Genomic DNA, 13160 nt, shown 5'->3' on the forward strand with positions numbered 1-13160 from the left:
TCGGCAGCGGCGATGACTTCGGCATCACGCATCGAGCCACCCGGCTGGATCACGGCGCTGATACCCACTTTAGCCGCATTGTCGATGCCGTCGCGGAACGGGAAGAACGCGTCCGAGGCCATCACCGCGCCCTGCACCTGCAGACCGGCGTGTTCGGCCTTGATCGCGGCGATGCGCGCGGAGTTGACGCGGCTCATCTGGCCGGCGCCGACGCCGATGGTCTGGCGGTTCTTGGCGTAGACGATGGCGTTGGACTTGACGAACTTGGCCACTTTCCAGGCGAAGACCAGGTCGTGGACCTCCTGCTCGGTCGGTGCGCGCTGGGTGACGATCTTCAGGTCGTCGGCGCTGATCATGCCGATATCGCGGCTCTGCACCAGCAGGCCACCGTTGACGCGTTTGAAGTCCCAACCGGCGGCGCGCTCGGCTGGCCACTCGCCGCACTCCAGCAGGCGTACGTTCTGCTTGGCGGCCACGACTTCGCGGGCGGCCTGGGAGATTGTCGGGGCGATGATCACTTCGACGAACTGACGTTCGACGATAGCTTTGGCGGTTTCGCCGTCCAGTTCGCGGTTGAAGGCGATGATGCCGCCGAAGGCCGATTCGGTATCGGTGGCGTAGGCCAGGTCATAGGCCTTGCGGATGCCGCCCTCATCTTCAGGCACCACGGCCACGCCGCATGGGTTGGCGTGCTTGACGATGACGCAGGCCGGCTTGACGAAGCTCTTCACGCACTCCAGCGCGGCGTCGGTGTCGGCCACGTTGTTGAACGACAGCTCCTTGCCTTGCAGCTGGATCGCGGTGGAGATGCTGGCCTCGCCCTTCTTGGCCTCGACGTAGAACGCCGCGCTCTGGTGCGGGTTCTCGCCGTAGCGCATTTCCTGGGCTTTGACGAACTGACTGTTGAAGGTGCGCGGGAATTCGCTGCGGCCTTCGGTCGACAGGGTCTGCTTGGCCTGGTCGATGGTGCCCATGTAGTTGGCGATCATGCCGTCGTAGGCGGCAGTGTGCTCGAACGCCTTGAGCATCAGGTCGAAGCGCTGGGCGTAGGTCAGGCCACCGGCCTTGAGGCCCTCGACGATACCGGCGTAGTCACCAGTGTTGACCACGATGGCCACGTCTTTGTGGTTTTTCGCTGCCGAACGGACCATGGTCGGGCCGCCAATGTCGATGTTCTCGATGGCGGTCGGCAGGTCGCAGCCCGGCTTGCTGATGGTGGCTTCGAACGGGTACAGGTTGACCGCGACCAGGTCGATCGGCTTGATGCCGTGCTCGTTCATGATGGCGTCGTCGGTGCCGCGACGGCCGAGGATGCCGCCGTGGATCTTCGGATGCAGGGTCTTGACCCGGCCGTCCATCATTTCGGCGAAGCCGGTGTAATCGGCCACTTCCACCGCGCTCACGCCATTGTCCTTGAGCAGCTTGTAGGTGCCGCCGGTGGACAGGATCTCGACACCGAGCTGTTGCAGCTCACGGGCGAATTCGAGGATACCGGTCTTGTCGGAGACGCTGATCAGGGCGCGGCGGATCGGCAGGCGGGTAGTCTGGTCGGTCATTTCAGATTCCATAACGCGGTGGAGTCAGCAAAAAAGGCGCCTCTTTGCATGAGCGCCTTTTCTGGTTGGGGTTCTGGCCTTACAACAGATCGTACTGCTTGAGCTTCTTGCGCAGCGTGCCTCGGTTGAGTCCGAGCATCTCGCTGGCCTTGGTCTGGTTGCCCTTGACGTAGTTCATCACGCATTCGAGCAAGGGCGCCTCGACTTCCGAGAGCACCAGGTTGTACACGTCCGTGACGGTAGCGCCTTCCAGGTGGGCGAAGTAGTTGTGCAGCGCCTTCTCGACGCTGTCGCGCAGGGTCTGGCCCTCCTCGCTCGGCGTGTTCAGGTGCTGCTTGAGGTTGGCGTTGTCGCTCACGGGCGTTGTTCCACTCACTAATGTCTCGGTCATCATCGTCATGCGGCCACCCCTTGTTCGTCCTCTGTCCCAAGGCTCTGTCGACGTTCGGCGAAAAACGCCTGAACGTTGGCGCACTGCGCTTGTGTGTCTTCCAAAGCGTTGAACCGGCTGCGGAACTCCTTGCCGCCGGGTCGGGTCGCCAGGTACCAGCCCACGTGCTTGCGGGCGATACGCACGCCCATCACATCGCCGTAGAAGGCGTGCAGCGCAGCCAGGTGCTCCAGCAGAATGCGTTCCACTTCGTCCAGCGCCGGTGCGGGCAAATGCTCGCCCGTGCGCAGGTAATGCTCGATCTCGCGGAAAATCCACGGCCGCCCCTGGGCGGCACGGCCGATCAGCAGGCCGTCGGCACCGGTGGCGTGCAGCACCGCCCGGGCCTTTTCCGGCGAGGTGATGTCGCCGTTGGCAAATACCGGGATCGACACCGCCTGCTTGATCGCGGCGATGGTGTCGTACTCGGCGTCACCGGTGTACAGGTCGGCGCGTGTGCGGCCATGCACCGCCAGCGCCTGGATGCCGGCCTGTTCGGCGATCTTCGCCACATTCAGGCCGTTCTTGCTCGCCCGGTCCCAGCCGGTGCGGATCTTCAGCGTCACCGGGACGTCCACGGCGCCGACGACGGCGTGGAGGATCTCGGTGACCAAGGCTTCATCTCTCAATAAAGCAGAGCCTGCGGCCTTGTTGCAGACTTTTTTCGCTGGGCAACCCATGTTGATGTCGATGATCTGGGCGCCGGCCTCGACGTTGGCCCGGGCCGCCTCGGCCATCATCTGCGCGTCGCCGCCGGCGATCTGCACCGAGCGCGGCTCGGGATCACCTTCGTGGATGCGGCGCAGGCTCGACTTGCGGCTGTTCCACAGGCGCATGTCGCTGGAGACCATCTCCGAGACCACCATGCCCGCCCCGAGGCGTTTGCACAGGGTGCGAAAAGGCTGGTCCGTGACGCCGGCCATGGGAGCCAGGATCAGGTTGTTCTGCAGTGTGTAAGGGCCGATGCGTACCGCCGACATAGGTGTTCCCTGTTGTGGGGCCGAATCATTGGAGTTCGAAAAAGGGATGGCATGATACCCGCTCTCGATGACCGGATAAAGATGAATCTGGATAAAATCTGAACAGTTGCAGCGTTATGACCGATGCCGCGGGTACTGGAAATTCAGCACGTTGCGCTGAACCTGGGGCCGCTTTGCGGCCCGTTCGCAACGCTGGCAAGCCAGTAGGGCGGGCTTGCCGCCGGTCGCTTATTCCGGCGAGCGGAAGCTCAGGCTGTAGTTCACCGCCTTCGGCCCCGGGTCGAGGATGTCCAGGGCGATATGGATCGGCGTTTGGCTGGGCATCTCGCCGCGGCCGGCCAGTTCGCCCGACAGGTATTCGCTGGGCTTGAAGCGCCGGCTGGCGATCAGCTGGCCGTTGAGGTCGGCGAAGCGCAGTTCCAGCAAGGGGAAGGGCTGGGCGAAGGGGGCACGGTTGTAGATGATCGCGTCGACGATCAGCGCGCCCTTGAAGTCCGGGTGGCTGCGCACCACCAGATTGCTGCTCTTGATCCGCGAGATGTCCACGCGGGTCGGCACCTGGCAGCCGAGCGCCGGACACAGTTGCTGGAACCAGGGGCGGTACTGGTCCTGGCGGGCCATCTCGTCGAAGTGGAACCAGACGTACTGGAACGCCAGCAGGGCGGCGGCCAGCAGCGTCAGGAAGCTCCACAGCAGGCGCTTGCCCCAGTTCGGCGCGGGCTTTTCCCAGTCCAGCTGCAACGGATCGTCGACCACATTGACCAGCGGCTCCTTGCGCGTGCGCTCGGGCTTGATCGCCAGGCTCGGCTCCATGCGCTGCCCGTGCTGTTCATCGGGCTCCTCGTCGCGGGCCGAGAGCGGCTCGCTGCGGACCTCGTCGTCCAGCGCCGACAGCCCCTTTTGCGGAACCGGCTCGTCGTTGACGGACAACCGCTCCAGTGGCTCGTCGAGGTCGTCGGCCGGTGGCTGGTGGCGCACCGGCGGTTCGTCGTCCAGGTCGAGATCGGCGTTGCCGAGCGTCGGTTCGGTGCGTTCGTCGGCCGCGGCTTCCAGGTCCAGCGGTTCCTGTTCGACCAGTACCGGCGCTTCCTCGCGCACCTGTGCGGGCGTCAGGTCGTCATCGGTGGCCGTGCCGAACAGTTCATCGCCATGTCCATCGCCGACTTGCTCATCGCGACGGGCTTGCAGCACGCTCTGCGCCGCGCCGCGCCGGTCACCCGGGCTGCGTCGTTCAAGGCGCGCCAGTTCCTGGTCGAGGTCGAGGGCGTCCAGTTCCTCGGCGGTGACGCTCCAGTTGTCGTCGCCCGGTGCCGGGGTTTCGGCCGCCGGCTCGGCTGCCGTGGCCACCGGTGCGACCGGCTCGGCCACGGCGGGCGGTGCCTCGGCGCTGCCTTCGGCGGTGGCGGCGCGGTTCTGCTCCAGCAGCTGTTTCGCCGCGTTGAACACCTGCAGGCAATGGCCGCAACGCACCACGCCGCGGGCCACGCTCAACTGGTGATGGGTGACGCGAAAGCTGGTCTGGCAATGCGGGCACTGGGTGACGAAACTGTCGGTCATGCGGCTGTCCGGGGAGCTGTGCAGGAAATGAGTCTAGGCGCGCTTAGCGGCGGCGACCACTGATACGTACCCAGCCGTCGCGCACGACGATCGGGTCCAGGTCGAAGTCGGCCGTATAGGCGGCGGCCACTTCCTCGCCTTGTTCGGCAAGGATGCCCGACAGCGCCAGCAGGCCTCCGGGCCGCACCAGGCCGGACAGTTGCGGCGCCAGCGAGACCAGCGGGCCGGCCAGGATATTGGCCACCAGCACGTCGGCCTGCATGGCCGGCATCTGCTCGGGCAGGTGCAGGGCGAACCGCGCGTCGGCGATACCGTTGCGCTGGGCATTGTCGCGGGAGGCTTCCAGCGCCTGCACGTCGATGTCGGTGCCGACCGCCTCGCGGGCGCCCAGCAGCAGCGCGGCGATGGCGAGGATGCCCGAGCCGCAGCCGAAGTCCAGCACCTGCGTGCCTTCCAGTTGCTGGCCGTCAAGCCATTCCAGGCACAGCGCGGTGGTTGGGTGGGTGCCGGTGCCGAACGCCAGGCCCGGGTCGAGCAGCAGGTTGACGGCGTCCTTTTCAGGTGCTTCGTGCCAGCTCGGCACGATCCACAGGCGCTGGCCGAAGCGCATGGGCTGGAAGTTGTCCATCCAGCTGCGTTCCCAGTCCTGGTCCTCGATCACCTCGGCGTGGTGCTCGGGCAGCTCGGCGCCGGTCAGCAGGTGCAGGTGGGCGAACACCTGCTCGGGCTCGGCATCGGCCTCGAACAGCGCCAGCAGGTGCGTGTGCGACCACAGCGGGGTGGTGTTGAGGTCCGGTTCGAAGATCGGTTGGTCTTCGGCGTCCATGAAAGTCACCGAGACGGCGCCTACTTCGAGCAGGGCATCTTCGTAGGTTTCGGCTTGTTCCGGGCTGATGGCCAGGCGTACTTGCAGCCAGGGCATGGCGGGCACCTTTGGTAAATCGACAGGGGCAGCCCGAGGCTGCGCGAAAAGGCCGCCAGTTTACTTGAGTGCGGGGGCTTTGTGCAGGACGCAGTTGTGGGGCCGCAATTAACCGGTGCCATCGCCGGGCTAGCCCGCTCCCACGGGAGAGCGCGGGGCAGCCCTGCGGTTCAGAGGCTTCGCGCGCGGGTAACCCGGTCGACCAGGTACACCAGGCCGTGATAGTCGATGCCGCTGTGGCTCGACAGGCCGATTTCGCAGGTGCGGCTGGTGGAGATCCCTTCGCTGCAATACTGCACGGCGTCCTTGAGTGTGCGCAGGGAGTGGGCGTTGAGCTCCGGGGTGGTGAAGCCCTTGTCGCCGGCGAAGCCGCAGCAATGGATGCCCTCGGGGATCACCACCTGCCGGCTGCAGCGGCGCGCCAGGTCGATCAGCGCCTGGCTTTCACCCAGGTGCTGGGTGCTGCAGGTCACGTGCACCGCCACCGGCTCGTCCTGGGGGGTGAACTCCAGCCTGTCGACCAGGTGGGTGCGGATGAAGCGCACCGGGTCGTACAGGTCCAGCCGCGACTCGCCCAGGTCCTGCACCAGGCGCAGGGTGCAGGGACTGGTGTCGCAGTAGATCGGGTCGAGGCCGCCGCGGCTGGCGTGCAGCAGGGCGTTGATCAACTGCTGGCGCTTGTGCTCGGCCTGCTCGGGATAGCCCTTGGAGGCGAACGGCTGGCCGCAGCACAGGCTGTCGGCGTTGTCCGGGAATACCACCTGGTAGCCGGCCTTTTCCAGCAGGGCGCAGGTCTTGTCCAGCAGCGAGCTCTGTTCGCGGTCGGCGTAGGCCGGGCCCATCACTCGCGACACGCAGGCGGCCAGGTAGACGACCCGTGGTCGGGCATCGTGGCTCGGCGCGGGGAAGTCGATGGCGCGCAGCGGCTGCGGCATGGCGGGCGTCCACTGCGGCAGGCGGCCCTTGCTGGCCCTGCTCAGGCTGGCGCTGAGGCGGCTCATGCGTGGAGCGCCGAGCAGCTTGCGCGCGCCATTGGCGGCGGCCAGGGTGAAGCGGGCGCCGCGCAGGGTGGTGTGGAAATGCTCGGCCAGCCAGTCGGCGGCCTTGCCGTGCTCAGCGGCCTGGCCGCGCAGCTTCTTCACCAGCTCGCCGGTATTGATGCCCACCGGGCAACGCTGGGCGCACAGGCCCGTGGCGGCGCAGGTGTCGATACCTTGGTACTGATAGGTGCGCAGCAGTTCGCGGGTGTCGACGCCGGCGCGCTTCCTCGCCTGGATGTCGCGCCACATGGCGATGCGCTGGCGTGGGCTCAAGGTCAGCCCTTTCGATGGGCACACCGGCTCGCAGAACCCGCACTCGATGCATTTGTCGACGATCTCGTCGGCGGCCGGCAGCGGCTTGAGGTTCTTCAGGTGGATGTCAGGATCCTGACTCAGCACCACATCGGGGTTGAGGATGCCGTTCGGGTCGAGCAGGCGCTTGAGCTGCCACATCAGCTGGTAGGCGTCGTTGCCCCATTCCAGCTCGACGAACGGCGCCATGTTGCGCCCGGTGCCGTGCTCGGCCTTGAGTGAGCCGCCGAACTCCACCGCCACCAATTGCGCCACATCGTCCATGAACGCCTGGTAGCGCGCCACTTCTTCGGCATTGTTGAAACCCTGGGTGAAGACGAAGTGCAGGTTGCCTTCCAGGGCGTGACCGAAAATGATCGCCTCGTCGTACCGGTGCTTGTCGAACAGCTGGATCAGGCGGTTGACGCCTTCGGCCAGTTGCTCGATGGGGAAGGTAACGTCCTCGATGATCACCGTGGTGCCGGTCTGGCGCACGGCACCGACGGCGGGGAAGGTGTCTTTGCGAATCTTCCACAGCTGGTTGTACACCGCCGGGTCTTCGCTGAAGGCGACCTTCTGCTCCAGCGGGAACTCGGCGATGGCTGCCATCACCTGGTCGAGCTGCTCGTGCAGCAGGCTCTGGCTGGCGGCGCGCGACTCGATCAGCAGGGCGCAGGCGTTGTCGGAAAGGCCTCTCACCCATGCCGGCATGCCAGGCATCTCTTGCACCGAACGCAGGCTGCGGCGGTCGAGCAGCTCCACGGCGGACACCGGTTGCGGCTTGAGCAGGGTCACCGCTCGGCAGCAGCTTTCGACGCTCGGAAACACCAGCAGCGCGCTGGCCTTGTGCGGATGGTCGGGCACGGTGTCGTAGGTGACGGCGCTGATGAAACCGAGGGTGCCTTCGGAGCCCACCAGAAGATGCTGCAGGATGTCGAGCGGCTGGTCGTAGTCCACCAGCGCGTTGAGCGACAGGCCCGTGGTGTTCTTCAATCGGTACTTGTGGCGGATGCGATCGGCCAGCTCGGTGTTGGCGCGGGTCTCGCGACCAAGGCGCGCGAGTTCATCCAGCAGGCCGGCGTGGCTTTGCTCGAACGCGGCAACACTGGCCGGGTCCTCGCTGTCCAGGCGGGTGCCGTCGGCCAGCACCAGGCGCAGGCCGGCAAGGGTGTGGTAGGTGTTCTGCGCGGTGCCGCAGCACATGCCGCTGGCGTTGTTGGCGACGATGCCGCCGATCTTGCAGGCGTTGATCGAGGCCGGGTCCGGGCCGATCTTGCGCCCGAAGGGTGCGAGCCAGGCGTTGGCCTGGGCACCGATTACCCCGGGCTGCAGACGGATCTGCGTGCCCTGGCCGCGAATCTCCCGGCCGTTCCAGTTGTCGCCGAGCACGATCAGCACCGAGTCGCTGATGGCCTGGCCCGACAGGCTGGTGCCGGCGGCGCGGAACGTCACGGGTACCCGGTCACGCTGGGCCAACTGGAGCAGGGCGACCACTTCGTCCTCGGATTCCACGCGCACCACCAGCTTGGGAATCAGTCGGTAGAAACTGGCGTCGGTACCGAACGCCAAGGTCGAGGTCGGGTCGTCGAAGCGGCGTTCGGCAGGGATCAGGCGCTCGGCATCACGCAGGAACGCGGCGGGCAGGCTCATGCAGTCTCCTCGCGGGGCCGCGGCGTCTTGTGCGCGGCGTGCCCCGGGTAATCAGGCGTTGGCGGGCGCGCTCAGGCGCCCAGTTCGCGGACCAGCGAGTCGCGGGTGATCTCGCCGATGGACTTGGCGCCAGTCAGCACCATGGCCACGCGCATTTCTTTCTCGAACAGCGCCAGCAGGTTCTTCACGCCCGCTTCGCCATGGGTGGCCAGGGCATAAAGGAAGGCGCGGCCGATCAGCACGGTATCGGCGCCCAGGGCGACCATGCGCACTACGTCCAGGCCGTTGCGGATTCCGGAGTCGGCGAGGATCTTGATGTCGCCCTTCACCGCGTCGGCGATCGCCGGCAGGGCGCGGGCGCTGGACAGCACGCCGTCGAGCTGGCGGCCACCGTGGTTGGAGACGACGATGCCGTCGGCGCCGAACTTGACCGCGTCGCGGGCGTCATCGGCGTCGAGTATGCCTTTGATGATCATCGGGCCGTCCCAGAATTCGCGGATCCACTCCAGGTCTTTCCAGGAGATGGACGGGTCGAAATTGTTGCCCAGCCAGCCGATGTAGTCGGCCAGGCCTGTGGGGTTGCCCCGGTATTTGGAGATGTTGCCCAGGTCATGGGGGCGGCCGAGCAGGCCGACATCCAGCGCCCACTGCGGGTGAGTCATGGCCTGCCACATGCGGCGCAGCGGCGCGTTCGGGCCGCTCATGCCGGAGTGGGCATCTCGGTAGCGGGCGCCGGGCACGGGCATGTCGACGGTGAACACCAGGGTCTTCACGCCGGCCGCCTTGGCGCGCTCCAGGGCGTTGCGCATGAAGCCACGGTCTTTCAGTACATACAGCTGGAACCACATCGGCCGGTCGATGGCCGGGGCCACCTCTTCGATCGGGCACACCGATACCGTGGACATGGTGAATGGGATGCCGTGGGCCGCCGCCGCGCGCGCCGCCTGCACTTCGCCACGGCGGGCGTACATGCCGGTGAGGCCGACCGGGGCCAGGGCCACAGGCATGCTCAGGGTTTCGTCGAACAGCCGGGTCTCCAGGCTCAGGTCCGACATGTTCTTCAGCACGCGCTGACGCAGGGCGATGCTGGCCAGGTCCGAGACGTTGTGGCGCAGTGTGTGCTCGGCGTAGGCGCCGCCGTCGGCGTAGTGGAAGAGGAAGGGGGGCAGCTTGCGTTGGGCCGCGGCGCGATAGTCGGTGGAGGCGGAAATGATCATGGATTCTCGCAGCGTGGGTTGAAGGAGGTGCCGGGCGCTGGTCGGCGCCCGGGCCCTTTCACTTTAGTGATGAACCAGCATGCCGGTCAGCCAATAGGCCTGGATCAGGGTGATCAGGCCGACGATGGTGGCGAAGAACAGGCTGTGCTTGACGGTGAAGCGGAACAGGTCGGATTCCTTGCCGACCAGGCCGGTGGCGGCGCAGGCCACGGCGATCGACTGCGGCGAGATCATCTTGCCGGTCACGCCGCCGCTGGTGTTGGCCGCCACCAGCAGGGTGTCGTTGACCCCGATCTGGTGCGCGGTGGTGGCCTGCAACGAGCTGAACAGGGCGTTGGACGAGGTGTCGGAACCGGTCAGGAACACGCCCAGCCAGCCCAGGAACGGCGAGAAGAACGGGAACGCGGCGCCCGTGCCGGCCAGCACCAGAGCCATGGTCGAAGACATGCCCGAGTAGTTGGTGACGAAGGCGAAGGCCAGCACCATGCCGATCGACAGGATTGGCCAGCGCAGTTCCCAGAAAGTCTCCTTGAAAGTGGTCAGACCAGTTTTGAAGTTGATCTTCAATACCCACATCGAGATCAGCGCCGAGAGGAAGATCGCGGTGCCGGTGGCGGAGATCGGGTCGAGCTTGAAGACCGCCGGCATGGCGGTCGGCGCGGTGACGATCGGCGCGGTCTTGATCACCAACTGGTCGAGGTGCGGGATGGCGAAGTTGAACACGAAGTTGTACATCGCGCCGCCCGGGGCGAAGGCCGCCTTGAACGGCTTCAGGGTCCAGATCGTGACCAGCACGGTCAGGATCAGGAACGGCGACCAGGCCTTGAAGATCTCGCCGAAGCTGTACGGCGAAGGCTGGCTGCCTCCCGATTGCACGACGGCGGCGCCGACGCTGCCCTTGGCTTCGGCGAACGAGCGCTTGGGCTGCCAGACCTTGAGGAACAGGGTCAGGGCGATCAGGCTGGCCAGGGCAGAGGTGATGTCCGGCAGCTCCGGGCCGATGAAGTTGGAGGTGAAGTACTGGGTGACGGCGAAGCTCAGGCCGGCCACCAGGGCGGCGGGCCAGGTCTCTTTCACGCCGCGCACGCCGTCCATCATGAACACCAGCCAGAACGGCACGAACAGCGACAGCAGCGGCAGCTGGCGGCCAGTCATGGCGCCGATGTGGAAGGCGTCGATACCGGTCACTTGCCCGGCGACGATGATCGGGATGCCCAGGGCGCCGAAGGCCACTGGCGCGGTGTTGGCGATCAGGCACAGGCCGGCGGCGTACAGCGGGTTGAAGCCCAGGCCCACCAGCAGCGCGGCGGTGATGGCCACCGGGGCGCCGAAGCCGGCCGCGCCTTCGAGGAAGGCACCGAAGCAGAAGCCGATCAGCAGCACTTGCAGGCGCTGGTCGTCGGTGATCGACAGCACCGAGCTGCGAATCACCTCGAACTGGCCGCTCTTGACCGTGAGCTTGTAGAGGAATACCGCAGCGACGATGATCCAGGCAATCGGCCACAGGCCGTAGAGGAAGCCATAACCCGCGGCGGCCAGGGCCATGTCGACAGGCATCTGGAAGGCGAAGATCGCCACCAGGATCGACAGCGCAAGGGTGATGCTGCCGGCGACGTGGCCCTTGAGGCGGAACACGGCAAGGGCGAGGAAGAAGAATACGATGGGGATGACCGCCGCCAGCGCGGACAGGCCTAGGCTACCAAGCGGAGTATAGAGTTGTTGCCAGGTTTGCATATGGGGTGGCCCCTAATTGTTGTTGGTCAAGGCTCTGGCATTGGATAATTGGTAATACCAATTTACAATGGCTGGGCGCTAGGTTAAGAGCGCCGCGCAGGGTGTGTCAATTTGTCCTGTGGAAAACTTTGGTCGGATGCCGATGAGCGGGCATCTGAGCGGCAGGGAAAATCGCCGCCTGATGGGTGTCGGCGCCGGCCGGATAGGCGCAGAATAGGCGCCCCCGGATTCGCATCCCCGGGGTTCGTGGAGAGCAAGCAATGGTTTTTGATCAGGTCCGTCAGCGGCGCCTGTCCGACGACATCGTCGACCGGTTGGAAGGGATGATTCTCGAGGGCACGCTGACTTCGGGGCAGCGCCTTCCCGCCGAGCGCGTCCTGGCCGAGCAGTTCGGCGTGTCTCGTCCGTCACTGCGCGAGGCCATCCAGAAGCTGGTCGCAAAGGGGCTGCTGGTCAGCCGTCAGGGTGGCGGCAACTATGTGGCCGAAGCCCTGGGTTCCACCTTCAGCGACCCGCTGTTGCAGCTGTTGGAGCGCAATCCGGAGGCTCAGCGCGACTTGCTGGAGTTCCGTCATACCTTGGAGGCGTCATGCGCCTACTACGCGGCCCAGCGTGCTACCGAGCCTGATCGCGAGCGTTTGAAGACGGCGTTCGATGCGCTGCAGGATTGCTACAGCCGTGTCGGCGAGGTGGACCGGGTGGAGGAGGGCGCGGCCGATGCGCGTTTCCACCTGGCCATTGCCGAAGCCAGTCACAACGCTGTGCTGCTGCATACCATCCGCGGCTTGTTCGACCTGCTCAAGCGCAACGTGGTGACCAACATCGGCGGCATGTACCAGCAGCGCACGGAGACCCGCGACATGCTGATCAGTCAGCATCGCGAGTTGTACCTGGCGATTGTCGAGGGGCGGGCGGACGATGCGCGGGAGGTGTCGAGCCGGCACATCCTGTATGTGCAGGAGGTGCTGCAGGAGGCGCAGCAGGAGGCCCAGCGGGTGGCCCGGGCGGAGCGGCGCAGCGGGCGCTGAGAGACGGCGTACGCGGTTCTTGTGGGAGCGGCCTCGGGATCTTTGTACCACTCAAGATCGTCGGGGCTGCTTCGCAGTCCTATCGCGACACGAGGCCGCCCCTACAGTGACCGAGCAGGGCAGGAATTATTCTTCCTTGCCCTTGTTGCGCATCGTGCGTTGCAGTTCGCGGTTGGAGTCGCGTTCGCGCACGGTGTCGCGCTTGTCGAACTCCTTCTTGCCCTTGCCGAGCGCGATTTCGCACTTGATCAGGTGCTTGCTCCAGTACAGCGACATCGCCACGCAGGTGTAGCCCTTCTGCGCCACGGCCGCTTCCAGGCGCTCCAGCTCGCGCTTGTTCAGCAGCAGCTTGCGGGTGCGGATCGGGTCGGCGATGACGTGGGTGCTGGCGGTTGTCAGCGGGGTGATGTGGCTGCCGAACAGCCAGGCTTCGCCATCCTTGAGCAGCACGTAGCTGTCGGTCAGGTGCGCCTTGCCGGCCCGCAGGCTCTTTACTTCCCAGCCGGACAGGACCAGCCCGGCCTCGAACTTGTGTTCGATGAAGTAATCGTGTCGCGCCTTCTTGTTCTGCGCGATGGTCCCGGTCGGATGTTTCTTTTGCTTAGCCATAGGGGCGGCATTATAGGGAGAGTCCGCGTCCTCGGCTATGGGGTTTAGGTGCGCTTGAGCCAGTTGTGTGAATCCCGGACAATACAGGCCTCGTTCTGCCACACAGAACCGTATTCGAGGCGCTGCGACGCGCCGCCGCCCAGATT

At 65.7% G+C, this 13160-nt stretch carries 10 protein-coding genes; 1 reads left to right on the plus strand and 9 read right to left on the minus strand.

What is annotated here, in order from left to right; all coding sequences use genetic code 11:
* From purH to CC207_RS00835, 8 genes are all read right to left on the minus strand, one after another.
* Nucleotides 1-1556 (minus strand): bifunctional phosphoribosylaminoimidazolecarboxamide formyltransferase/IMP cyclohydrolase (gene purH, locus CC207_RS00800; protein ID WP_088851430.1); only part of this gene is annotated, 1556 nt, incomplete at its 3' end.
* A 79-nt stretch (nt 1557-1635) separates the two neighbouring features.
* Nucleotides 1636-1956 (minus strand): DNA-binding transcriptional regulator Fis, encoded by a 321-nt coding sequence (gene fis / locus CC207_RS00805; RefSeq protein ID WP_011535876.1) that lies wholly within the window; start codon nt 1954-1956, stop codon nt 1636-1638.
* A complete protein-coding gene (dusB, locus tag CC207_RS00810) occupies nt 1953-2966 on the minus strand; it encodes a tRNA dihydrouridine synthase DusB (RefSeq protein ID WP_028691277.1) in 1014 nt (337 codons plus the stop codon). The genes fis and dusB overlap by 4 nt, the downstream gene beginning before the upstream one ends.
* A gap of 228 nt (nt 2967-3194) precedes the next feature.
* Nucleotides 3195-4523 carry a DUF3426 domain-containing protein gene (locus CC207_RS00815; RefSeq protein WP_088851431.1) on the minus strand — a complete coding sequence of 443 codons (1329 nt, stop codon included), beginning with the start codon at nt 4521-4523 and terminating at the stop codon, nt 3195-3197.
* Nucleotides 4524-4566: 43 nt separating this feature from the next.
* Nucleotides 4567-5445: a 50S ribosomal protein L11 methyltransferase gene (gene prmA, locus CC207_RS00820; RefSeq protein WP_088851432.1), complete on the minus strand. Its 879-nt coding sequence runs from the start codon at nt 5443-5445 to the stop codon at nt 4567-4569.
* A gap of 170 nt (nt 5446-5615) precedes the next feature.
* A complete protein-coding gene (locus CC207_RS00825) occupies nt 5616-8426 on the minus strand; it encodes an FAD-binding and (Fe-S)-binding domain-containing protein (RefSeq protein WP_088851433.1) in 2811 nt (936 codons plus the stop codon).
* A 71-nt stretch (nt 8427-8497) separates the two neighbouring features.
* Entirely contained in the window at nt 8498-9643 is a 1146-nt protein-coding gene (gene lldD, locus CC207_RS00830) for an FMN-dependent L-lactate dehydrogenase LldD (protein WP_028691273.1), read from the minus strand.
* Nucleotides 9644-9706: 63 nt separating this feature from the next.
* Nucleotides 9707-11377 (minus strand): lactate permease LctP family transporter, encoded by a 1671-nt coding sequence (locus tag CC207_RS00835; protein ID WP_028691272.1) that lies wholly within the window; start codon nt 11375-11377, stop codon nt 9707-9709.
* Nucleotides 11378-11637: 260 nt separating this feature from the next.
* Between CC207_RS00835 and CC207_RS00840 the strand changes: the two genes are divergently transcribed.
* Complete coding sequence (locus tag CC207_RS00840) at nt 11638-12405, plus strand: FCD domain-containing protein (RefSeq protein ID WP_028691271.1); 768 nt, start codon at nt 11638-11640, stop codon at nt 12403-12405.
* A gap of 126 nt (nt 12406-12531) precedes the next feature.
* Here the strand turns inward: CC207_RS00840 and smpB are convergent, their stop codons facing one another.
* Complete coding sequence (gene smpB / locus CC207_RS00845; RefSeq protein ID WP_011532120.1) at nt 12532-13014, minus strand: SsrA-binding protein SmpB; 483 nt, start codon at nt 13012-13014, stop codon at nt 12532-12534.
* Between the last annotated feature and the right edge of the window lie 146 nt (nt 13015-13160).

It is taken from the genome of Pseudomonas sp. DrBHI1, from assembly GCF_002205115.1.
In the GTDB taxonomy this organism is placed as follows: Bacteria; Pseudomonadota; Gammaproteobacteria; order Pseudomonadales; family Pseudomonadaceae; genus Aquipseudomonas; species Aquipseudomonas mosselii.

Bases quoted from the DNA above. Each gene is read 5' to 3' on its own strand.
- fis (WP_011535876.1), bottom strand. From the start codon at position 1,956: ATGACGATGATGACCGAGACATTAGTGAGTGGAACAACGCCCGTGAGC.
- dusB (WP_028691277.1), bottom strand. From the start codon at position 2,966: ATGTCGGCGGTACGCATCGGCCCTTACACACTGCAGAACAACCTGATC.
- CC207_RS00815 (WP_088851431.1), bottom strand. From the start codon at position 4,523: ATGACCGACAGTTTCGTCACCCAGTGCCCGCATTGCCAGACCAGCTTT.
- prmA (WP_088851432.1), bottom strand. From the start codon at position 5,445: ATGCCCTGGCTGCAAGTACGCCTGGCCATCAGCCCGGAACAAGCCGAA.
- CC207_RS00825 (WP_088851433.1), bottom strand. From the start codon at position 8,426: ATGAGCCTGCCCGCCGCGTTCCTGCGTGATGCCGAGCGCCTGATCCCT.
- lldD (WP_028691273.1), bottom strand. From the start codon at position 9,643: ATGATCATTTCCGCCTCCACCGACTATCGCGCCGCGGCCCAACGCAAG.
- CC207_RS00835 (WP_028691272.1), bottom strand. From the start codon at position 11,377: ATGCAAACCTGGCAACAACTCTATACTCCGCTTGGTAGCCTAGGCCTG.
- CC207_RS00840 (WP_028691271.1), top strand. From the start codon at position 11,638: ATGGTTTTTGATCAGGTCCGTCAGCGGCGCCTGTCCGACGACATCGTC.
- smpB (WP_011532120.1), bottom strand. From the start codon at position 13,014: ATGGCTAAGCAAAAGAAACATCCGACCGGGACCATCGCGCAGAACAAG.